Below are 21178 nucleotides of genomic sequence, written 5' to 3'. Positions count from 1 at the left end.
AAAATGACCACCCTCGCTCGCAAACCTGTACTCATTGCCGCCGCCGCCACCGTGGCGCTTCTGGCCATCGGCACGCTCACCGTCGTGCGCGTTGACGCCAGCACGCCCGCCGCCCAAGTCATGCCGACTGCGGAGGTGGATGTGGCCAACGTGATTTCGCGCACCGTGACCGACTGGCAGAGCTATTCCGGCCGGCTCGACGCCGTGGATCGCGTCGATATCAAACCGCTCGTGTCAGGCACCATCACGGCCGTGCATTTCAAGGACGGTCAACTCGTGAAGAAGGGTGACGCCCTCTTCACCATCGATCCACGTCCGTATGCAGCGGAAGTGGACCGTGCGGCCGCGCAGCTCGCCTCGGCCAAGGCCCGCGACGTCTTCACCAGCACCGACCTGGCCCGCGCGCAACGCCTGATCGCGGATAACGCCATCGCGAAAAAGGACTTCGACCAGAAGGAAAACGCGGCGCGTGAAGCGGTAGCCAATGTGAAAGCTGCGCAGGCGGCACTGGAAACGGCACGCATCAACCTGGGCTACACGCAAATCGTGGCCCCGGTCGCCGGGCGCGTGTCGCGCGCGGAGATCACGGTCGGCAACACCGTGTCGGCAGGCGCGCAGTCGCCCGCACTGACCACGGTGGTGTCGGTCTCGCCGATCTACGCCGCGTTCGACGTCGACGAACAAACTTATCTGCGCTATCTGTCGCGCGATACGGCGAAGCCGAGCGGTGTGCCCGTCGATCTGGGCCTGGCCAACGAGTCCGGCTACTCGCGCAAGGGCACCGTGTATTCCGTGGATAACCGTTTCGATACGACGTCGGGCACGATCCGCGTGCGAGCACGCTTCGACAACGCCGACGGCGCGCTCCTGCCGGGCCTGTACGCCCGCATTCGCGTGGGTGGCGGTGAACCGCATCCGGCACTGCTCGTGGACGAGGCCGCTGTCGGCACGGACCAGAGCAAAAAGTTCGTGATGGTCGTCGACTCGCAGAACAAGGTGCAGTACCGCGAAGTGCAATTGGGCGAGCGTCACGGCGGTCTCGTGGAAATCGCCGGCGGCCTGAAGGACGGCGAACGCATCATCGTGAACGGTCTGCAGCGCGTGCGCCCGGGTGACGCGGTCTCGCCGAAGACGGTGAAGATGGCCGGCGATACCGGCGACTCCCACGACGTGGCCGCTACTGCGGTCGCTGCCAACGGTGCCGCCCAGGCTTCGGATAAAGCGGCTACGCCGGCCGCGAATAGCGCCAACGCCGCACAGAAGACGTCGCAGAACCGCAGCAAGGACGGTGCGGCTGCGCATTCGGCCGCCGCGCCCCAGACGGGTGCGGTGACGAAGACGGCGTCGCGCTGATCACGACCGGACCGTCCCTTCCGTTCGTAAGTCGCGTGCAGGCACACGGATTCATCGCACGCTGAACGACACCCCAGAGTTTCGTCATGAACATCTCAAAATTCTTTATCGATCGACCCATCTTTGCAGGGGTTCTGTCGGTCATCACGCTGCTGGCCGGCTTAATCGCCGTGTTCCAGTTGCCGATCTCGGAGTACCCGGAAGTGGTCCCGCCGTCGGTCGTCGTGCATGCCCAGTATCCCGGCGCCAACCCGAAGGTGATCGCCGAGACGGTGGCTTCGCCGCTCGAAGAGCAGATCAACGGCGTGGAAAACATGCTGTACATGCAGTCGCAGGCCAACAGCGACGGCAACCTCACCACGACCGTGACCTTCCGTCTGGGCACCGACCCGGACAAGGCCCAGCAGCTCGTGCAAAACCGTGTCTCGCAAGCGCTGCCGCGCCTGCCGGACGACGTGCAGCGTCTTGGCGTGACGACCATCAAGTCCTCGCCCACGCTCACGATGGTGGTGCACCTGATCTCGCCGAACGATCGCTACGACATGACCTACCTGCGCAACTACGCGCTCATCAACGTCAAGGACCGCCTCTCGCGGATCAAGGGCGTGGGTGAAGTGCAGTTGTGGGGCGCAGGCGACTACTCGATGCGCGTGTGGCTCGATCCGGCCAAGGTGGCCCAGCGTGGCCTGACGGCGTCTGACGTGGTGAAGGCCATTCGCGAGCAGAACGTGCAGGTTGCCGCCGGTGTGATCGGCGCGACCCCGGCCGGCCCGAATACCCCGCTGCAACTGAACGTGAATGCGCGCGGCCGACTGAACACGGAAGAAGAGTTCCGCGACATCATCCTGAAGACCTCGCCCGACGGTGCCGTCACGCATCTGAGCGACGTGGCCCGCGTGCAACTCGACGCCTCGACCTACAGCCTGCGCTCGTTGCTCGACAACAAGCCGGCCGTGGGCCTCGGTATCAATCAGGCACCGGGGGCAAATTCGCTGCAAATCTCGGACGATGTCCGCGCGGCGATGGCTGATCTGCAAAAAGATATGCCGCCAGGCGTGGAGTACCGCATCGAGTACGACCCGACGCAATTTGTGCGCTCGTCGATCAGCGCCGTGGTGCACACACTGCTCGAGGCCATTGCGCTGGTGGTGTTGGTGGTGATCGTGTTCCTGCAAACGTGGCGTGCGTCGATCATTCCGCTGCTCGCCGTGCCGGTGTCGATCGTGGGGACGTTTGCCCTGCTGCTTGGCTTCGGCTACTCGATCAATGCGTTGTCGCTGTTCGGGATGGTGCTCGCCATCGGTATCGTGGTCGACGATGCGATCGTGGTCGTCGAAAACGTGGAACGTAACATCGCAGCCGGACTGTCGCCGAAGGAAGCGACGTATCAGGCGATGCGGGAAGTGAGCGGTCCGATTATCGCCATCGCGCTTACGCTGGTCGCCGTGTTCGTGCCGCTCGCTTTCATGTCGGGCCTGACGGGGCAGTTCTACAAGCAGTTCGCCATGACCATCGCCATCTCGACGGTGATCTCGGCATTCAACTCGCTCACGCTCTCGCCGGCCATGGCCGCCCTGTTGCTCAAGGACCATCACGCCAAGCCGGATTGGCTCACGCGCCAGATGAACCGTTATCTGGGTGGCTTCTTCGGCGCGTTCAACCGCGTGTTCCATCGCGGCTCAGAGAAATACGGGCACGGCGTGACCCGCGTGATTGGCCGCAAGGCCGTCATGATGGCGATCTTCGCCGTGTTGCTGGGTGTGACGGTATTGCTGGGCAAGGTCGTTCCGGGCGGCTTCGTGCCGGCGCAGGACAAGGAATATCTGATCGCATTTGCTCAGTTGCCCAATGGCGCGTCGCTCGACCGCACCGAGACCGTGATCCGCGACATGTCCGCGATCGCACTCAAGACGCCTGGCGTGAAGAGCGCCATCGCCTTCCCCGGTCTGTCGGTCAACGGCTTCACCAACTCGTCCTCGGCAGGCATCGTGTTCGTCACGCTCAAGCCGTTTAGCGAGCGAAAGGACAAGTCGCTGTCGGCCGCTGCCATCGCGGCGAAACTCAATGGCGAATACTCGAAGAACAAGGACTCGTTCATCGCGGTGTTCCCGCCCCCGCCGGTGCTGGGTCTCGGTACGCTCGGCGGCTTCAAGCTGCAGGTCGAAGACCGCGGTGCACTCGGCTACGAAGCCTTGAACGACGCCACGCAGGCGTTCATCAAGAAGGCATCGCAGACGAAGGAACTGGGCCCGACGTTCTCGTCGTACCAGATCAATGTGCCGCAACTGAACGTGGATCTCGATCGTGTGAAGGCCAAGCAGTTGGGTGTGCCGATCACCGACGTGTTCGACACCATGCAGATCTACCTCGGCTCGCTGTACGTGAACGACTTCAACAAGTTCGGTCGCGTGTATCAGGTTCGTGTGCAAGCCGACGCGCCGTATCGTGCGCATGCCGACGACATCGGCCTGCTCAAGACGCGCAACGGCAATGGCGACATGGTGCCGCTCTCGTCGCTGGTGAAGGTTACGCCGACGTATGGTCCGGAGATGGTGGTGCGCTACAACGGCTACACCGCTGCCGACATCAACGGGGGCCCGGCCCCAGGTTATTCGTCGGGTCAGGCGCAAGCCGCGGTGGAACGCATTGCCGCGGAAACGCTGCCGCGCGGCGTGAAGTTCGAATGGACCGACCTGACGTATCAGCAGATTCTCGCGGGCGACTCGGCACTGTGGGTGTTCCCGATCTCCGTGCTGCTGGTGTTCCTGGTGCTGGCCGCGCAGTACGAAAGCCTGACGTTGCCGTTGGCCGTGATCATGATCGTGCCGATGAGCATCATGTCCGCGTTGTTCGGTGTGTGGCTCACGCGAGGCGATAACAACATCTTCACGCAGATCGGTTTGATGGTGCTGGTGGGGCTGTCCGCGAAGAACGCCATTCTGATCGTGGAATTTGCCCGCGAACTGGAAATGCAAGGCCGCAGCGCCGTCGCCGCCGCCATCGAGGCAAGCCGTCTGCGTCTGCGCCCGATTCTGATGACGTCCATCGCGTTCATCATGGGTGTGGTGCCGCTGGTGACGTCGAGCGGTGCCGGTTCGGAAATGCGTCATGCCATGGGCGTGGCCGTGTTCTTCGGCATGATCGGGGTGACCGGTTTCGGTCTGGTCCTGACGCCGGTGTTCTACGTGCTGCTCCGCACGCTGGCAGGCAAGAAGCCGCTGCATAGTGCGCACGCGTCGACCATGCCCGCCAACGTCAAGGCCGAAGTCTGAAGGATGCCAATCATGCAATCGCAATGGATGAAACGCAGTCTGGGTGTCTCGGGCCTGCTCGCCACCCTGCTGGTGGTGGCGGGCTGCTCGATGGCCCCCACATACGAAGTGCCGAAGGTGACCGACAAGGGAACGCCGACGGCATTCAAGGAAGCCGCACTCCCGGCCGGTGAAGCCGGTACGTGGAAAACCGCCGAGCCCTCCGAGGCCGTGGCGCGTGGCGAATGGTGGAAGGTGTTCGGCGACGCCACACTCGACAAGCTCGAGGAAGACGCGCTGTCCGCCAACCAGAACCTGAAGGCGGCCGCCGCCCGCGTGCAGGAAGCTCGCGGCGTGCAGCGTCAGGCGCGTGCCGCCCTGTTCCCGACACTCGACGCCGGGTTCGGCCCGACGCGTCAGAAGATCTCGCCCGCGTCGCAGCTTCAGCCGGACGGCACGAACATCGCGCCATACACGCTGTGGCGTGCGCAGGCGAGCGTCGGCTACGAAGTCGATTTGTTCGGCCGCGTGTCGGATAACGTGGCCGCCGCGCGTGCCGACGCCGAACAGAGCGAAGCCCTGTTCCACTCGGTACAGCTCGCCCTTCAGGCGGACGTCGCGCAGAACTACTTCAACCTGCGCGAACTCGACGCCGAACAGGCGCTGTACACGCAAACGGTAACGCTGCGCGAAGAGGCCCTCAAGCTGGTGCAGCGCCGCTTTACCGAAGGCGATATCGGCGAGTTGGACGTGGCGCGCGCCAAGGCCGAACTGGCTACGGCGCAATCGGATGCGCTGGCTGTCGCACGCCTGCGTGCAGCGTCGGAACACAGTCTGGCGATTCTGCTGGGCAAGACGCCGGCGGAATTCACGTTCACGCCGTCGCCGCTCGTGCCGGTCGCGATCCGTATTCCGGCGGGTCTGCCGTCGGCGCTGCTCGAACGGCGTCCGGATATCGCGGCGGCCGAACGCGCCATGGCCGCCGCGAACGCGCGCATCGGGGTCGCGAAAGCGGCATTCTTCCCGTCGCTCTCGCTGACCGGATCGGGTGGCTTCGAAGCGGCCACGCTGGGTGACCTGTTCAACTGGTCGAGCCGCACGTTCCTGCTGGGTCCGGTCGTCGGCGGCCTGCTCTCGATGCCGATCTTCGATGGCGGCGCGCGCAGCGGCAATCTGTCGCGTGCCCGTGCGCAGTATGAAGAAGACGTCGCGAACTACCGTCAGCAGGTACTCGTGGCGTTCCAGGAAGTCGAGGACAACCTGTCGAATCTGCGTCTGCTCGCGGCACAAACGCGCGCGCAGGACGATGCCGTGAAAGCGTCGAGCCGCGCGGCGCAACTCTCGCGCACGCAGTATCAGGAAGGCTCGATTGCGTATCTCGATGTCATCGATGCCGAGCGTACCGTGCTGCAGTCGCAACGCAGCGCCGTGCAACTCGCGGGCGCGCAAGCCGTGTCGACCGTCAACCTCATCCGCGCCCTCGGCGGCGGCTGGGGCGATGCGCCGGCGGCGGGCGCACCGACGTCACCCGCATCACCGGCGGCTGCGGCTGCCCCTGCCACCGCAGCGGCGGCCACCGTTGGCAATGCCACCGTGGCCGCTCGCTGAGGTCAATCAGCGTTACGAAATAGCACGTCAGCAAGACAGGTGACGGCCCGGCTGAGCGGACCGTCACCCGGCATCGGACGCATCGAACCGGCGGCCGCACTCGTGTCCCCCAAGACGAGTGGCACGCCGACCCGCCCCCGACGCGCGCCACGCACGCCGCCGGTTTCGATGCACCCGGTCATCTGACGGTCAGTGTTGTCAAGGTTTCTTCCCTGCGTCCCTGCTTGCCCGGCGCATGCCTGAGTCAAACGACATTCGGCATGCCCGGGCTTTTTTTTGCGCTGCGATGGTAGGATGGACGCACGGTTTTCGCGCTCGCCTGGCGTCGCACGGGCTGCAAAGCGGCACTGGCGACGACGACCGTCACTGGCAAGTCATCTCGAATGCTTCCCCCGCGTTCGGTCTTCCGACCCTACGACAAGGAGTGCAAACAATGAAGATGCGCAAGACACTGTCGCTTTGCCTCGCCGCCGGTCTGGCGGTTTCCTCCTCTCTCGCCTTCGCCCAGGGTGGACCGCCACCGCAAGGCCGCCCGGATGACCGGGGTGGCCCGCCGGGACAACGACCGGGCGGACCCCACGGCGGACCGCCGGGACACAGTCCGCAGCACGGCGGCCCCAAGGGTCAACACGGCGGCCCGCCGCCGCGCGGCCCGGCCGAAGACACCTGGCAACATCCCGACTGGCGCAAGGGCGACCGCGTGCCGCAGCAATATCGCGATCGCCAATACGTCGTCGAGGACTATCACCAGTACCGCCTGAACCCGCCGCCACGCGGTTATCACTGGGTCGGCGTGGGCGGTGACTTCCTGCTCGTAGCCATCGGCACCGGGTTGATTTCGCAGATCGTGCTCGGTAGCGGTCGCTGATTCGCAGCGCCTGTCCGCCTGTCCATGGGGCAGGCCAACGTCGACTGACTCGCCAGTCTCGCGGCAGGGCTCACCCCCTGCCGCATTTGTTTGTCCACTTCGCCCTGCCCCCTGACGCTTCGTCCCTGCCCCTCCCATCAGGCGTCGCTCGCTAAAGCAATCGACACGCCTTCGACGTCTCGTTTTCCTTGATTTGGTGCACCATTTCGCCGCGCATCGGCACAGCGCGGTGTTTTCGCTGCGTCGCAGCATTAAAATCACGCCCTCCTCCCGCCCAATCCATCGATATACGATATATCATGCGCAAAATATCAAGACGTCGCCCCAAGTCGGTGCGGCCGATGGAGAGGGGCAACATGGCAATGACGCAACGGGACGTAAGGGATTGGCTGGCAGGGTTTTTGCCCGCCGTGGTGGCAGTGCACTGGAAAGAGCGCCTTCGCGCAGGGATTGGCGCACTGTGCGGGATCGCATTGACCGGTGGGCTGATGCTCTGGATGTTCGGCCCGGCCACCTATATCCCCTGGCTGGTCGCCCCGATGGGGGCCTCGGCCGTGCTGCTCTTCGGTGTGCCTGCCAGCCCCCTCGCTCAGCCGTGGTCGATCCTTGGCGGCAATCTGGTGTCGGCTTTCGTTGGCGTGACTTGCGCAACGTTCATCCCGTCGCCGGTGGTCGCGGCAGCTACGGCGGTCGGCGTCTCCATCGCGCTGATGTTCACGTTTCGCTGCGTGCACCCGCCTTCGGGCGCCGTGGCGCTGACCGCCGTGCTTGGCGGCCCGGCCGTGCACTCGCTGGGCTACGGCTTCGTGCTCGAACCCATTGCGTTGCAATCGGTGCTGCTGCTTGGCGCTGCGATCGGTTATCACGCCCTCACCGGCCATCGCTATCCGCATGCCGTGCGTGCTCAGGCCCCTGCCCGTCCAGTCAACGCCGCAGCCATCCCGGTGACCACGGCTGACGCGGAGAAAGCGCTCGAGCGTCGCGGCGAACTGTTCGACATTTCCGCGGAGGATCTGGCCAGTCTGCTGCGTGACACCCAGCGCGAAGCCTATGCACGACGCGCCCGGGAGCTGACCTGCGCCGACGTCATGTCGGCACCGCTCGCGAAGGTTCAGGCAAACGACGATGTGCCTGCCGCCTGGCGTCTGTTACAACGGCACGGACTCGACGCCTTGCCAGTGGTCGATGACGACGCGCGAGTGATCGGGCTGCTCACGCGTCACGACCTTCATGCGCGTCGTGCTCGACGTCAGCGGTGGCCAGGTTTCGGCGCAGCGCTCGGCACAGCACAACGTCCGTCAGTGCGCGATCTGATGCAAGGAAACCCGAAGGCTGCCACGACGAGCATGCCACTCTCGGAGCTGGTGCCGCTGCTCATGGCGCAACGGCACGGCACGCTCCCCGTGCTGGACGACGCCGCGCGGCTTGTCGGTGTCGTCACGCACGCGGAAGTTCTGCGCAAGGTCATGGCCGCCTGAAGCGCCGCCCCGCGACACCCGCCCGCCGGGCGCGTGACGCGTCGCGGGCGTTCACCCCCCCTGCCAGCGCCCCGCCTCCGGCACGCTTGCCGAAGCCAGTCAGGCTGCGCCAATCCCCGTATTTGTCAGTCCCGGGCCGATCTGCAAGAATGGCGGCGTCGTGACGCGTTCACGCCAGACAGCTTCGATCAACGAAGCGATATTCGCTCAAGGGGAAACATGGAACCGATTACGTTCAAACAGTGTTTCAAAGGAGCATGGCGCGACGGCTTCAACGCGATACGCAATCGTCCTCTGCTATGTCTGTCGGTGGCCATTGTTCTGCTGGTCACCTCGGCGCTTAGCCTCTCGCTCAAAGAACTTGCGCTCACGGCGTCGCGCAGCGGCGAGCCAGCCGCCTTCCAACTGCGCCTGGCGCTCGTGTCTTTTGGTGTGGTGCTCGTGAACATCGTGGCGTTCTCGGTGCTCGCCGTTCATGTCGTGCGCTACACGATCCTCGGCCCCGACGCCGCTCGGCATTCCCATTGGTACGGACGCGATCTTTGGCGATATCTCTGGACGTCGATACAGATCTGTGTGGGTCTGTTCGCGGTGTGGTTCATTGCAGCCCTGTGCGCTGCATTCGCCTTGCGCGTTGCGGGTCGCGGCGACTCCTACGCCATCCTCGGCACGTTTTTCGTTCTATTGCTGTGCGCGTTGCTCTTCGTGCTGATTCGCGTGTCGTTGATTTTCCCGCAGATCGGCGCGGGACGCAGCAAGCGCTGGCGCGCAGCGTGGCTCGACGCTCGCGGTCACTTCTGGGTGATGCTCGGCACGACCGTCGGCACGATTCTGCCGCTGGTCATTGTCGGCGCAATCATGGCGCTGTTGTTCGCGGTGGTCCTGCATTTCATGCCGGCCGCGACAACCGTCGTACTCGGCACACTGATTCTGCAAACCGTGCTTTCCATCGCGTGGGTGGCAGTCGCTACCAGTGTTTCGGGCTGGCTGTACCACCGCTTCGCCGACCGATTGTTGACGCTTGAGGACGCGCCGGACGATGTGTGATGGCGGCTGAAGCGTGGTCTGAGGCGCGTATGCCGCGCCTCAGCATCACCATCACGCAGCCGTCAGACTCAGGCCGCGTTGGCGGCAACCGCGCCGCCCGCACCGCCTTCGAGCGAACCGAAGCGCGCGTACTCGCCGAGGCCGTCGGGCCATTGCGTCAGCACTTCGAAGCCCGTCTCGGTAACGGCCACCATGTGCTCCCACTGTGCCGACAACGAGCGGTCGCGGGTCACCACCGTCCAGCCGTCTGCGAGTTGCTTCGTATCCGGCTTGCCGACATTGACCATCGGCTCGATGGTGAAGATCATGCCCGGTCGCAGCGTCAGCCCAGCGCCCTGACGTCCATAGTGCAGCACTTGCGGATCGTCATGATAGGTAGTGCCGATACCGTGCCCGCAGTAATCGCGCACGATGCTGAAGCCTTCGCGGTGCGCCACCGTCTGAATCGCATAACCCACGTCGCCGAGCGTTGCCCCTGGGCGTACCGCACGAATGCCCGCGAGCATCGCTTCATACGTCGTGTCGACCAGTCGCTTGGCGAGAATGCTCGGCTTGCCGGCGTAATACATGCGGCTCGTATCGCCGAACCAGCCGTCCTTGATGAGGGCGACGTCGATGTTCACGATATCGCCGTCGTGGAGCTTCTTCTCACCGGGAATGCCGTGGCAGACGACATGGTTCACCGACGCGCACACCGTCTTCGGATAGCCGTGATAACCGATGTTCGCAGGAATCGCCTTCAGTTCGTTCACGATGAAGTCGTGACAGATGCGGTCGAGTTCGTCGGTCGTGACACCCGGCTTGACGTACTCGCCAATCATCGCGAGCACCTGGGCGGCCATTTCACCGGCTCGGCGCGACAAAGCAATTTCTTCTTTCGAGCGAATAACAACGCGTTCGCGCACCATTACGCCACCTTATTGAATGCGGTGACAGGTGCACCGGTTGCTGGAGGAGCGATCGCACCGGCCTCAGCGGCCGATGCTGCATCGGATTCGATGAGCTTGCGGCAAATGTCACCGTAGCTCAGCGAGGGATTCAGTTCGGCGAGCATGCCGACACGCAGCCAATGCTCAGCCTGCGCGTTGATCGAGCGACTGAGCGCACCGCTGGTATTGCGCAGCGCCTCATGCATTTGCTCCGATATCTTGACGATACCCATGTTGCGGACCTTTATATACGAAATGACTACGAAACGTATATTAGCAGGCTCGTGCGAATTTGTCTCGTCTCATTCCCTCGAGCGCACGTGACGTCGCTCCCGATATGATGACGCTCAGCAAGATGAATCGGCAGCCGCGTCAAACCTCGTCCAACCTCAGCCGATGTGCCTATGCAAATCGCAGACAGTGAGATTGCCAAAGGTATCGCACCGCCAAAGCCGGGGTGGCTCACGCGTGAGCGCGTGGTGGTGTATGGCGCCGCGCTGCTCCTGTGCCAACTGCTGGTACTCGGTATCTGGGCAGTGCGCTGGGCGCTCCACGAGCCCGGCGTTCCCCCGATGGGCGTGGACTTCCGGGTGTTCTGGAGCGCGTCGTATCTGTCGTTGCACGACAGCCCCCTGGCGGCATTCGATTTGCTCAAGATCGCGGACGTCGAGGACAGCATGTTCCCCGGTCGCTACGCACCGTGGGTCTATCCTCCGACGTTTCAATTGCTGGTCTACCCGCTCGCCCGGCTTCCCTACGCGCTGTCCTATGTGAGCTTTTGCGCCATCGGCATCGCGTGTGTGCTGTGGGCATTCCCGCCGGCGGGCAAGCGCGGATCGTTGCCGTGGATCGCTGTGGTGGCATTCCCCGGCATCTGGATAGCGACAGCACACGGCCAGAATTCGCTACTCACCGCTGCGCTGGCTGCCGGGGCGTTCGGCCAACTGGCACGACGCCCATGGTTGGCCGGCATGTGCGCCGGCATGCTGATGTTCAAGCCCCAACTCGCCGTGCTCTTTCCCCTGTTATTCCTCTGCGGGCGTCATTTCCGGGCGCTGGCTGCGATGACGGTGACCGCGACGCTTTTCGTCGCTATCAGTACTCTCGTCTTTGGCGTTCCGCTGTGGGTCAAGTGCTTCGAGGTCGCATCGTGGTTCAACGCCACCGTCACCGATCATGCTTCGGGCGGTGTCATGCGGGCAATGACGTCGGTATTTGCCACCGTCCGGCGCCTCGGGGGGAGCGTGCCGGCGGCGTACACGGTGCACGCCATCGTTGCCGTCCCGGTGGTGCTGACAACGCTGTGGCTCTGGACACGTGAGGAGATACCTCTCGACCTCAAGGCAGCGGCCGCCGTCATCGCCACGCTGATGATTCAGCCGTACATCCTTCACTACGATCTGGCGTGGCTGTTACTGCCGATCGTCTACCTTTGCCGTGATCGGGCGACCCGGAGCGCATGGACCCAACGCGAGCGCGCCATCGTCTGCCTCGCCTGGTGTCTTCCGTTGCTCTCGTTGCTGCCGTCGTACTTTCCCGCGATATTGCCGCCGGCGGTTCTCGGACTACCGACGCTGTTCGTCGTCACGATCGCGACAAATTGCCGCAAGGCGTCGCATCCATCGTGAATGATGTTGGCATGACGAAATGATTCTCCAGCCGGCGTGATAGCATCCGAGCTCGTCGTCATGAACGCGGCACGATGCCGCACCCCCTGAACATGCCGGTATGGTCACGCAGCAAACGCATTGCATGGATCGGCCTCGCCGCCATGTGGATGCTGCTTTGCGCGCCGCTGATCAGCCAGTATTTGCGTGCCCATCCGTCATCGATCGATGACGCCCTGTCGAGCACGTTCTGCACGAGTCTCGACGAAACGGCGGCGCAGGGTCGGCACACACCGGTATCCCACGGTGCGGGAGCCAGCGCCGCCTGCGGGTACTGTTCGCTACTCGCACATACACCACCACTTCCGCCCTTCTCGCTGGCGCTTGCCGACATTGACCTCGGCAGCGTGCGTCTCGCGCCGTCGCCAGCATTCACCGTCACCGGCGCGCCGCGCCGACTCACACCGCCCTCGCGCGCACCGCCTCTCGCCTGAGCATTGCTTGCCGTTCGCCGCACGTTCGTCGACGTCGCCTGATGACGTCGATGACGCCGCGCGTCGGCCATGCCGACTGACCTGAACTGAAGACACGCTGTTGCCTGTAGCAGGCAACGGCCTGCATGCGTTTGCCCATCGTCGCGCCGACCGGTGCGAGGGGATTGCGTGCGTTCGACTACACCTGACAAGACAGCTTCATGAAAACGTTCTTTCCTGTGCGCACCGCCGTGGCGGTGGCTATCAGCCTGCTGTGTGCTTTTGCTCACGCGGCGGACAACAACGGCGGTGCGGCGCAAAGCGTCGAATTACCCGCCACGCAGGTGCAGGCAGCCAGCGTCACATCACTCGACGAACCCGTGCAGACCGGCAGCCGGTTGGGCCTTTCGATCAAGGAAACGCCCGCCAGCGTCGAGATCATCGATCGCCGGCAGCTTGTGGAACGCGGCGATGCCAACATCGTCGACGCGGTGAGCCGTGCGACCGGCATCAATGCATCGCCTCATCCCGGCAACGGCGGCTCGGAACTGGGGGCGCGCGGCTTTGTGGGTAACGCGTCGGTCACACAGCTTTACGACGGAGTGCGCCCTTACGGCGCCATCGGCGTCACGTTTCCATTCGACACCTGGTCGGTCGAGCGGATCGAAGTGTTGCGCGGCCCGGCCTCGGTCATCTATGGCGAAGGCGCCATTGGCGGCGTGGTCAACATCGTGCCCAGGAAGCCTGAGCAGGCCCCCGTCGACAACGAGATTCAACTCGGCATCGGCACCGAGAAAACCGGACGCATCGCCTTTGGCAGCGGCGGCGCGATCAACGACAAGCTCTCGTATCGCTTCGACGCCAGTGCCAATCGCTCCGGCAATTGGGTGGACCGGGGGGATTCGCGCAATGCGTCGTTCTCGGCAGCCGTCAAATACGATGTCACGCCGCGCTTTTCCGTCACGGCATCGCTCGCCGAGGGCAACCAGCATCCCATGCAGTACTTCGGCGTGCCGCTGGTCGGCGGCCGTCTGGACCCGGCGACCTACAAAAAGAACTACAACGTCGAGGATGCACTGATCACGTACCGCGACAGTTGGGCAACACTCGCGGCGGCGTGGCGACCGACGGACGACCTCACGATCACCAGCACGCTGTACCACATGAAAAGCAAGCGGCATTGGAAGGACGCCGAGTACTACACGTACCTGCCGTCATCCGGACTCGTTCAGCGCAGCAGCTACACCGAGATCCTGCACGATCAGGCGCAGATCGGAAACGTCACGAGCGCCACGCTAAAGGGACATGTATTCGGGATGGAGAACACCGCCTCCGCAGGCGTCGAGTTCAACCACACCACGTTCCAACACACGAACAACTCGCCGTACTCGGGAACATCGCTCGTGGATCTCTACAACCCGACGCCGGGCGGTTTCATCAACGTGGCCGGCACCTATCCCAAGTACCGATCGCAAGCGAATCAGTACGCGTTCTTTGCGGAGGATCGCCTCAAGGTGACGTCTCGCTGGTCTGTGGTCGGTGGCGTGCGTTACGACCACGCCAGCATCCATCGCGACGACCTCATCACCGGTGCGGCGTTCTCGAAAGATCTCGGCTATACGGGCTGGCGTGTGGGCACCGTGTATGACGTTACGGCGCATACGAGCGTGTACGGACAGTATTCCGTGGCGGCGGATCCTGTCAGTTCCCTGCTGATGCTCACTGCCAGCAAGGCGAAGTTCGATCTGGCGACCGGCAAGCAGATCGAGTTGGGGGTGAAGCAGGATTGGCTCGACGGACGCGTTGACGGCACGCTTTCGGTGTACCGCATCGTCAAAAATAATCTGCTGTCGGTCGATCCGCTGAATCCGTCGCAAAGCTTGCAGGTGGGGCAGCAATCGTCGCGCGGTGTCGAGCTCACCCTGGGGGCGCAGTTGTCCCGTGATGTCCGGGTCGATCTCAACGGCACGCTGCTGCGCGCGAAATATGACGCGTTTGACGAGAGCGTAGGCGGCGTGTCAGTCTCGCGTGCAGGGAACATTCCAGTGAACGTGCCGCAGCAAATGGCGAATCTCTGGATGAGCTGGCGAGTAGCTCAGGCATGGACGGCGAGCGGTGGCCTGAAGTACGTTGGCAAGCGGTATGCCGACACGGCGAACACCCTCGCGCTGCCCTCTTACACGACAGTCGATCTGGCGTTGGCGTGGAAACCGCGGCGCGATCTTACGTTGACGGGACGCGTCTACAACGTCTTCAACCGCCATTACGTGCAGACCGCCTACTACAACAGTACGCAATGGCTGCTCGGCAACGACCGGCGAGCGGAACTGGTGATGAGTTATCGATTCTGACGGTCGTGACCTGCCTGAGAGGGAGGCGTTGTTACCGCTTGATGGCAGGTCGTCATACACATGGGACATTCACTACACGCGCGGAAAACTATTGTTTTGTCGGCCAAATCCGCGTATAAGTAGCTGATCGAACATCAAGTCTGACTTTTATCGATCCAGCGTCGATCTCACCGATCTTTGCGAGACTCTTCCGATCTCTGAATTTCTTGTTTGTCCGCCACTGGCGGCGACCCACGCATTCCGCGATGGCTGCGCGCCGGGAAAACCAGGAGTTCGCATGAGTACCGGAATTGTTAAGTGGTTCAACGATAGCAAGGGTTTTGGCTTCATCAAGCCGGATGACGGCGGCGACGATCTGTTCGCGCATTTTTCGGAAATTCAGCCGCAAGGACGCACTGAATTCCGAAGCCTTCAAGAAAATCAGCACGTCTCATTTGACGTCACGCGCGGCCCGAAGGGCTTGCAGGCTTCGAACATCAAGCCAACCTAATATTCCCCTTTGCGACTTCCTCGTGTCACCGCCACTGAGCGCGTAGTGACGCGGGGACTCGCACAGCCGGAGGCAGTATGGCCTACGTAATCCCGTTTTACCGGGGCTTCCGCCTGGAGACGTTCGTTTTCCGTCACCACGACACTGACTCGGTCAAGCGACAGCACGACCGGACGTTCGGCGTCTCCGTTCGCATCTCCCGAACCACGCTGGAAGATCCGGCGCAGTCAACAGACCCCAAAGTGTTTCGCCTGGAGAGCCTGCCGTTCGACTCCATTGGAGAAGCACGACGTGCGGGGAACAGCTATGCACAGTCGCTGATTGACGACATCGTCCGCGACGGTCTCGTCAAAACCTGAGGTTGCTATGGCCATCGACCCGCACTGGTTTCTTTACGCTGGGTATGTGCCACCAGACAGCGCCAAACTTTTCTCTGTCGCCGCCGTGGCCTATGCCATCGGATTGAGTCGCAGAAGCCTCGCAACCCAACTGGCACAGCATCGTCGAATCGCCAGATGGTTTTGCCTGCCCGGTCACGGCGAATACAAATCGCCTAATTGAGAAGCACGCTTGTCAAAGAAGGCCCTAAGGGTCCATAGAACTTTTACAGGAGCATGTCATGCTCACCCTCTCGACGCAGGCCATCACCGTCGCACTCCAGCGCATTGCAGAAAAGAGCGCCAAACAGCCCTCTGAGGCAGTCATCAATGCCCTACTTGCCCGCGAACTGATCCATCGGGTCGGGAAGCACTTCGAGCCGACGCAATTCGGTCGGTCGTATTGCCGCAATGCTTATGCAATACGGCCATCATGGTGAGTATGCGGCGATTCATTTGAGATCGCCGCGCCGCCATTTCACCATTGCGTGATTCCGCAGTTCGGTTTGCGGGATAAGGCAACGCGTTTGCCGGCGGCCACCTCCAGTGCGGCGCGACGGCAAACGAACGGCGGGAATCTCTTTCAGTATCTATCGACGACGGGGGCACTTCCTGCGCCCGAAAGCGGGGCATCGGCGTTATCGATGCCCCTGTCGTTGTTACGGCATCAACACTTTGTCCACGACGTGGATAACACCGTTCGATTGCATGACGTCGCCGATCGTCACTCGGGCAACGCCTCCCTTGTCATCCGTTACGGTCAGACGATTTCCTTGCTGCATGACGGTAAGCGAATCGCCTTCCACGGTCTTGAGCACGGCCTTGCCGCCGCCGTCATTCACGGCCCTCATCAAGTCCTGCGCGGTGAGGCGCCCTGGTACGACGTGGTAGGTCAGCACCTTGACCAGCGTGCCTTTGCTCTCGGGCTTGAGTAGTGTGTCGACCGTCCCGGACGGGAGCGCGGCGAACGCCTCATTGGTTGGAGCGAAGACGGTAAACGGTCCGGCGCTATTCAACGTGTCGACAAGCCCGCCGGCTTTGACGGCCGCGACGAGCGTCGTATGGTCTTTTGAGTTCACGGCATTCTGCACAATGGTTTTCGACGGGTACATCGCCGCGCCGCCGACCATCACTGACGTCTCGCCACCATCCATCGCCGCCAATGCGGAGGTGACCGTCAGTCCCAACGACATCCCGATGCACGCTGCCGTCGCGAGGCACTTCACCGATTTATGCATTTTCATGTTCACACCCTATTGGTAAGGCTTCTCAAAATGGAAGCACTTACCAATACGCTTGGGATCGGTGTTCGGATGCAGAGGTAAGCGCGGATCGGACGCCACAGCGATGGCGAAACCTCTTCCGCACCCACGACTCACGCGTGGCTACGACGGGAGCGAAGCCACAAGAACTGCAACACCGATCCCAGCGCGAAAATGACCAACCACACCGCGAGCGATCCGCGCACCAGAGGAGAGTCAGGGCCGCTCGCCAGTGGGTGCCTCGCGGGCAAACGTGTCAGCGTCTCGTTGATTCCCGGAACCAACAGTAGGAAGAAGCTGAACGAAAAAGCGAACTGCGACAGATACTGCCGGGCACGTCCTAGAAAAGCGATCTTGGGAATGACGACTCCGCCCAACGTCGCGAGCAACGCCAGAATGCCCAGCGCGTGTCCCGCATTGAAGCCACCTGTGCTGGACAATCCAAACGACGTGAGTACTGAGACCACCATCCCGCCCAGATAAATCTGGCCGGACAGGGTCGTGCGATCAATCCTTCGATGTCGAGCGAAGCTGATGAGACCTGCGGCGAACGTCACCAGACTGACGAGGGTGTGACCTGCGCCCAACGAGGAAATGGGATGTGGCATGGAACGATGACTCCTTCAGGAAATGGCGCCAGGAAGCGGCGCGGCATGAGTGCCGCGAGACAGCACGGCGGGTTATCAACATCCAAAAACAACCGACTAGTTGGTCGATAACGCAATTCAAAAAAAGAGCGCCGTGGCGCCCTGCCTGCATAAGACGATTCAGGTGCCTGCATTCAACCGGAGGATTGCCACGCGACAAACGGCTTGAAATGCGTCAGCGGAGCCCAACACACGCGCCGTCAGCATGGCGCCATGCACGCTGGACATGAACGTCTGCGCTTCGACGCGTGCACCGTCTCGCAACTTGATGTTCCCCGCCGCGACGCCGCTTTCCAGCACCGCCTCGATCCACGCCGTCAAATCGTCGAAATATCGGCGGACCTCGTCGGCAACGGCTTCCGGGATCATGGGAAGTTCCGCAGCCAGCATGGCGCATATGCAAATTGGCGCGGTGCCGTCGCGAATACAGTCCGCCCAATAATTGGTGTAGGCCGTCAAGCGCGCCATGGGGTCTGCAACCTGCCGGTCGAGCGCCGCCAAGCCATCCCGTGTTTGCTCGCGATGGCGCTTGACCACCGTCAACACCAGATCCGCCTTGCTTGGAAAATGATGATGAATACTGGGCTTGCCGATTTGAACCCGCTCGGACAGATCGGCATAACTGAAGCCGTGATACCCCCCTGCGGCAAGCAGTTGCTTCGTGTGGTCGGCAATTTCGGTTGCCCGGGGAGACAGCTCAACGCTCATGAACGCTCGCTCGATGAAGTCACGACGCGCAATGCGACGTGAATCGCATGCAGTAGCGTGCCAATCTACTAGTTGGTCGGTTGCCCGTCAATCCCCTTGGCGATTTTCTTTCTCAGGCCTGAAACGAACGACGGTAACGCCACTTTGGGCGGCTTTCGTGCGGCCCGCGTCAGCGAGGAAGGGCTGTTAGGTCGTCTTCACTGGGCGCAATTGGTCGACCAACCATCGATGAGCGAGCATTCAAGCAGGAGCGACTCAACCCATCCGCACAAGATGGACTCGGCAACGCCGACAGGGCCGCAAGCCTAATGCGGGAATACGCGTTAGCCATGCACCGTGATGAACCTCGTTACTCATTGGCGCCAAGTATCACATCGATCGCTGCCTGCCCGGCGATTTCAGCAACGAGATAGGCCCATCGACGAGAAAACGGGCCGTTGCGAACCATGATGGGTGTGCCAAGCGCTAAGACGCCCGTAGGCACTTTGGGACCATCAACACGAAACCATGCATCAAACATGTCCTTCGCACTCGGCTCCAACTTGACGCTGATCTCGAAGCCACGATACGCAATCGTTCTTTCCATCATTACCTCCGATATACGCGATGACACCGCGCGCGAGAGAATTCGCACGGCCGGCTATGGCGTGGCAACGCTTATCGCTCTCGAAGAAAGTGTGCGTGCAAGATGCTTAGGGATACGATGCAATTTTTATCCAAGATCAATAACGATCGGTGCGCCATCGCAATCGATAGACCAGCCTGACGATCAAGTACCAGTGGACTAAAACGATGACCGACGGAGCGCCAATGGTGAGCAAGGACGGGCAACCGAAAACGGAACGGATTCCCGGCGCGGCATGACTGCCCACCGGCTACGGCAAAAAGAAGCCCACGGCATTGCGAGGGCTTGAATCCGGTCGCCGGGGGCATTTTGGCTAACGGTCAACTCAGGCTACGCCCCTTTTTGACGGCCATGGCTAAGGAATACCCGTGCGGTTCGATATCAAACGACCGATTTACCGAATGAAGCGGGCACTGAAATAAAATCTGCGAGTTGTCTCGACATACTCCGGCATCCAGGCACACGGGAAAGTGCAAGGGAGTTGGCCGGAAAGCGGGCTCCTATCCGAAACGGGGTGACGACTGTCGACGAAGCACGCAAAACCGAGGTATCCAACAAGCGTCTAGCGAACCTCGTCTGGCGCATTTTGGCAGTTGGCGCTCAAGCAAGCTGGAGTGAGATGCCTCGCGCAGTATCCGAACAATTTGTTTATCGTTGTACCGACTCTTCTTCATCCCCCACTCCTTCCAGGCCACAAGAAATGCATGAGACATCAACGACATTTCTCGCGACGCCGACGCCCCTGAAACCGGCAGCAACCCAGACGCCACACTGGCACAATGCTGGCGATCGGTCGCGCTGTGCGTAGTGATCAACCCTTTCCGGATACTGCGCCAAGTTTTTCTTCAGCTTCCGCCAAGAGCAAACGAACAACGTCGTTTGCTCGTCGGACACCTCATCAGAGCGAGCATTTTCACCTGCATCAGTGTTCAGATGGATTGGACCCACTACGCGTCTATTGGAGGATTGCCGAATGCTTTGAGCAACCTCTCGGCTACCTCTTTGTAGTGCTCTTCGGGGGCCTCGATTAAACTCATCAGGTCAGCATACCAGTGTTGGGCCCGCTCCTGGGACGTTAGACGGTAGGCTACATCGCTGCTTGGAGAGAAGCCGAATTCGCGGGCTATAGCCACACCGTCCTCACCGTTTTTCATACGATCAAAGCCGTGCCTAATGGCGGCGTTTGATCGTAGTATGAATTCGAAGTTGCTGTCGGGAAAGCGTTCCATCTTACGTGCATCGACGCCAAGACTCGTGTATACCGTACGCCAGTCTTCGCCATTGGCTACGCGAATGACGCCGGGCCCTTCTACCGCAAACGCCTGCAACAATTCCTTAGCGGATCCAGAGGCGCTAACACCGAGATCCATCAGTACTAACTTGCAGGATTCTCCTTTTTGCACTCGAGGCATACCCAGATGCTGCACGGCATAGCGCTCTAACTGATTGCGTTGTCTACCAGTCAGTTTGCACATCTTGCCTACTAGCTCACACGACTTCCCGTGCTTCACGGCTTTCTTAGCCGTCTCCATCCGCTGAAATTTATCTTTGGTACGGATAGACCTTTTCTGGGGTTTCGTCAACACCTTGGACTTTACCTTAACCCAGGGTCTGGCCTTCATTCTGAATGGCTTGAACTCTTTACGCAGCGCGAGCATCGCGCCCTCCACCAGCGAGGTCGTCAGACCGTCGGTTACGTTATCCAAAATTGCAGTTTGAAGCGCTACGCGATCAACGTCGACTGAGCTTTCAACTGGCCCCCAAAAGGCCTGTGCAGCAAGTGACTGCAATTTTGCGGGTGTTTGCGGACGATCGGGTCCCAAGGCATTGGAGACAATCGGTGTCGAAAATTTCTTCATTTGGCGGCCCAGTTCTTCCGGGCTTCCGCGCCAACTCGACAAATTCAATGCACCCTCTTCGACGTGTGCGATAGCCCATCGCGGAGCTGAGCGGACTTGCGTCAAATCTGCTGCGAGCGCGGAGGGCATCACATGCGACCAATTTAAGGAAGCTGCGGTATCGGCGGGGCGGCATGTAGGAAGGCCGTGATTTACTATTGGACGGTCACTTTCGAGCATGCGAACTCCATCCCTTCGGCAAATGG

Annotated in this window: 19 protein-coding genes; 12 read left to right on the top strand and 7 right to left on the bottom strand. The window is 61.6% G+C overall.

What is annotated here, in order from left to right; all coding sequences use genetic code 11:
• Positions 1-3 precede the first annotated feature (3 nt).
• The 6 genes from PI93_RS14050 (at position 4) to PI93_RS14025 (ending at position 9605) form a co-directional block, all read left to right on the top strand.
• Positions 4-1353 (top strand): efflux RND transporter periplasmic adaptor subunit, encoded by a 1350-nt coding sequence (locus PI93_RS14050; RefSeq protein WP_080759502.1) that lies wholly within the window; start codon positions 4-6, stop codon positions 1351-1353.
• A gap of 86 nt (positions 1354-1439) precedes the next feature.
• Complete coding sequence (locus PI93_RS14045) at positions 1440-4625, top strand: efflux RND transporter permease subunit (RefSeq protein WP_039375362.1); 3186 nt, start codon at positions 1440-1442, stop codon at positions 4623-4625.
• Between the two features lie 12 nt (positions 4626-4637).
• Positions 4638-6212, top strand: a complete 1575-nt coding sequence (locus PI93_RS14040; RefSeq protein WP_039375363.1) for an efflux transporter outer membrane subunit — start codon at positions 4638-4640, stop codon at positions 6210-6212.
• A 433-nt stretch (positions 6213-6645) separates the two neighbouring features.
• Positions 6646-7080 carry an RcnB family protein gene (locus PI93_RS14035; RefSeq protein WP_039375367.1) on the top strand — a complete coding sequence of 145 codons (435 nt, stop codon included), beginning with the start codon at positions 6646-6648 and terminating at the stop codon, positions 7078-7080.
• Between the two features lie 362 nt (positions 7081-7442).
• Positions 7443-8558: an HPP family protein gene (locus PI93_RS14030; protein ID WP_039375402.1), complete on the top strand. Its 1116-nt coding sequence runs from the start codon at positions 7443-7445 to the stop codon at positions 8556-8558.
• A 219-nt stretch (positions 8559-8777) separates the two neighbouring features.
• Positions 8778-9605: a hypothetical protein gene (locus PI93_RS14025; protein WP_039375370.1), complete on the top strand. Its 828-nt coding sequence runs from the start codon at positions 8778-8780 to the stop codon at positions 9603-9605.
• A 68-nt stretch (positions 9606-9673) separates the two neighbouring features.
• Here PI93_RS14025 and map read toward each other — a convergent pair whose 3' ends face one another.
• Together map and PI93_RS14015 are read right to left on the bottom strand one after the other, a co-directional pair.
• The gene (gene map, locus PI93_RS14020) at positions 9674-10513 is read right to left on the bottom strand and encodes a type I methionyl aminopeptidase (RefSeq protein ID WP_039375371.1); all 840 of its coding nucleotides are present in this window, start codon (positions 10511-10513) and stop codon (positions 9674-9676) included.
• Positions 10513-10767: a ParD-like family protein gene (locus tag PI93_RS14015; protein WP_039375375.1), complete on the bottom strand. Its 255-nt coding sequence runs from the start codon at positions 10765-10767 to the stop codon at positions 10513-10515. Before PI93_RS14015 ends, map begins: the two co-directional genes overlap by 1 nt.
• 171 nt (positions 10768-10938) lie before the next feature.
• Here PI93_RS14015 and PI93_RS14010 point away from each other — a divergent pair, with 171 nt between their 5' ends.
• The 6 genes from PI93_RS14010 (at position 10939) to PI93_RS13985 (ending at position 16272) form a co-directional block, all read left to right on the top strand.
• Positions 10939-12162, top strand: coding sequence for a glycosyltransferase family 87 protein (locus tag PI93_RS14010; RefSeq protein WP_052241105.1), 1224 nt, complete (start codon positions 10939-10941; stop codon positions 12160-12162).
• A gap of 74 nt (positions 12163-12236) precedes the next feature.
• On the top strand, positions 12237-12635 hold the full coding sequence (locus tag PI93_RS14005; RefSeq protein WP_052241106.1) for a DUF2946 domain-containing protein: 399 nt from the start codon (positions 12237-12239) through the stop codon (positions 12633-12635).
• Positions 12636-12835: 200 nt separating this feature from the next.
• A complete protein-coding gene (locus PI93_RS14000; protein ID WP_039375376.1) occupies positions 12836-14965 on the top strand; it encodes a TonB-dependent receptor in 2130 nt (709 codons plus the stop codon).
• Positions 14966-15242: 277 nt separating this feature from the next.
• Entirely contained in the window at positions 15243-15455 is a 213-nt protein-coding gene (locus PI93_RS13995; protein ID WP_010808134.1) for a cold-shock protein, read from the top strand.
• Positions 15456-15532: 77 nt separating this feature from the next.
• On the top strand, positions 15533-15814 hold the full coding sequence (locus PI93_RS13990; RefSeq protein WP_039375377.1) for a hypothetical protein: 282 nt from the start codon (positions 15533-15535) through the stop codon (positions 15812-15814).
• Positions 15815-16074: 260 nt separating this feature from the next.
• Positions 16075-16272 (top strand): hypothetical protein, encoded by a 198-nt coding sequence (locus PI93_RS13985; protein WP_039375379.1) that lies wholly within the window; start codon positions 16075-16077, stop codon positions 16270-16272.
• Between the two features lie 219 nt (positions 16273-16491).
• Here PI93_RS13985 and PI93_RS13980 read toward each other — a convergent pair whose 3' ends face one another.
• From PI93_RS13980 to PI93_RS13960, 5 genes are all read right to left on the bottom strand, one after another.
• The gene (locus PI93_RS13980; RefSeq protein WP_052241112.1) at positions 16492-17025 is read right to left on the bottom strand and encodes a fasciclin domain-containing protein; all 534 of its coding nucleotides are present in this window, start codon (positions 17023-17025) and stop codon (positions 16492-16494) included.
• A gap of 182 nt (positions 17026-17207) precedes the next feature.
• A complete protein-coding gene (locus PI93_RS13975) occupies positions 17208-17702 on the bottom strand; it encodes a hypothetical protein (RefSeq protein ID WP_039375381.1) in 495 nt (164 codons plus the stop codon).
• 159 nt (positions 17703-17861) lie between these two features.
• Complete coding sequence (locus PI93_RS13970) at positions 17862-18449, bottom strand: TetR/AcrR family transcriptional regulator (RefSeq protein ID WP_039375382.1); 588 nt, start codon at positions 18447-18449, stop codon at positions 17862-17864.
• A 349-nt stretch (positions 18450-18798) separates the two neighbouring features.
• Positions 18799-19035 (bottom strand): hypothetical protein, encoded by a 237-nt coding sequence (locus PI93_RS13965; RefSeq protein WP_039375383.1) that lies wholly within the window; start codon positions 19033-19035, stop codon positions 18799-18801.
• A gap of 986 nt (positions 19036-20021) precedes the next feature.
• Complete coding sequence (locus PI93_RS13960) at positions 20022-21152, bottom strand: hypothetical protein (protein WP_144400459.1); 1131 nt, start codon at positions 21150-21152, stop codon at positions 20022-20024.
• Positions 21153-21178 lie beyond the last annotated feature (26 nt).

It is taken from the genome of Pandoraea fibrosis, assembly GCF_000807775.2.
Taxonomy (GTDB): domain Bacteria; phylum Pseudomonadota; class Gammaproteobacteria; order Burkholderiales; family Burkholderiaceae; genus Pandoraea; species Pandoraea fibrosis.
The sequence above is the reverse complement of the archived record's forward strand: the minus strand, read 5'-3'. Positions and strand labels throughout refer to the sequence as shown.

What these genes read in the sequence shown, in the direction of transcription:
- PI93_RS13990 (WP_039375377.1), top strand. Translation starts at nt 15,533, where the DNA reads ATGGCCTACGTAATCCCGTTTTACCGGGGCTTCCGCCTGGAGACGTTC.
- PI93_RS13995 (WP_010808134.1), top strand. Translation starts at nt 15,243, where the DNA reads ATGAGTACCGGAATTGTTAAGTGGTTCAACGATAGCAAGGGTTTTGGC.
- PI93_RS14025 (WP_039375370.1), top strand. Translation starts at nt 8,778, where the DNA reads ATGGAACCGATTACGTTCAAACAGTGTTTCAAAGGAGCATGGCGCGAC.
- PI93_RS13985 (WP_039375379.1), top strand. Translation starts at nt 16,075, where the DNA reads ATGCTCACCCTCTCGACGCAGGCCATCACCGTCGCACTCCAGCGCATT.
- PI93_RS13975 (WP_039375381.1), bottom strand. Translation starts at nt 17,702, where the DNA reads ATGCCACATCCCATTTCCTCGTTGGGCGCAGGTCACACCCTCGTCAGT.
- PI93_RS14045 (WP_039375362.1), top strand. Translation starts at nt 1,440, where the DNA reads ATGAACATCTCAAAATTCTTTATCGATCGACCCATCTTTGCAGGGGTT.
- PI93_RS13960 (WP_144400459.1), bottom strand. Translation starts at nt 21,152, where the DNA reads ATGCTCGAAAGTGACCGTCCAATAGTAAATCACGGCCTTCCTACATGC.
- PI93_RS13965 (WP_039375383.1), bottom strand. Translation starts at nt 19,035, where the DNA reads ATGGAAAGAACGATTGCGTATCGTGGCTTCGAGATCAGCGTCAAGTTG.
- PI93_RS14030 (WP_039375402.1), top strand. Translation starts at nt 7,443, where the DNA reads ATGACGCAACGGGACGTAAGGGATTGGCTGGCAGGGTTTTTGCCCGCC.
- PI93_RS14015 (WP_039375375.1), bottom strand. Translation starts at nt 10,767, where the DNA reads ATGGGTATCGTCAAGATATCGGAGCAAATGCATGAGGCGCTGCGCAAT.
- PI93_RS14050 (WP_080759502.1), top strand. Translation starts at nt 4, where the DNA reads ATGACCACCCTCGCTCGCAAACCTGTACTCATTGCCGCCGCCGCCACC.
- PI93_RS14005 (WP_052241106.1), top strand. Translation starts at nt 12,237, where the DNA reads ATGCCGCACCCCCTGAACATGCCGGTATGGTCACGCAGCAAACGCATT.
- map (WP_039375371.1), bottom strand. Translation starts at nt 10,513, where the DNA reads ATGGTGCGCGAACGCGTTGTTATTCGCTCGAAAGAAGAAATTGCTTTG.
- PI93_RS14040 (WP_039375363.1), top strand. Translation starts at nt 4,638, where the DNA reads ATGCAATCGCAATGGATGAAACGCAGTCTGGGTGTCTCGGGCCTGCTC.
- PI93_RS13980 (WP_052241112.1), bottom strand. Translation starts at nt 17,025, where the DNA reads ATGTCGTTGGGACTGACGGTCACCTCCGCATTGGCGGCGATGGATGGT.
- PI93_RS14035 (WP_039375367.1), top strand. Translation starts at nt 6,646, where the DNA reads ATGAAGATGCGCAAGACACTGTCGCTTTGCCTCGCCGCCGGTCTGGCG.
- PI93_RS14000 (WP_039375376.1), top strand. Translation starts at nt 12,836, where the DNA reads ATGAAAACGTTCTTTCCTGTGCGCACCGCCGTGGCGGTGGCTATCAGC.
- PI93_RS14010 (WP_052241105.1), top strand. Translation starts at nt 10,939, where the DNA reads ATGCAAATCGCAGACAGTGAGATTGCCAAAGGTATCGCACCGCCAAAG.
- PI93_RS13970 (WP_039375382.1), bottom strand. Translation starts at nt 18,449, where the DNA reads ATGAGCGTTGAGCTGTCTCCCCGGGCAACCGAAATTGCCGACCACACG.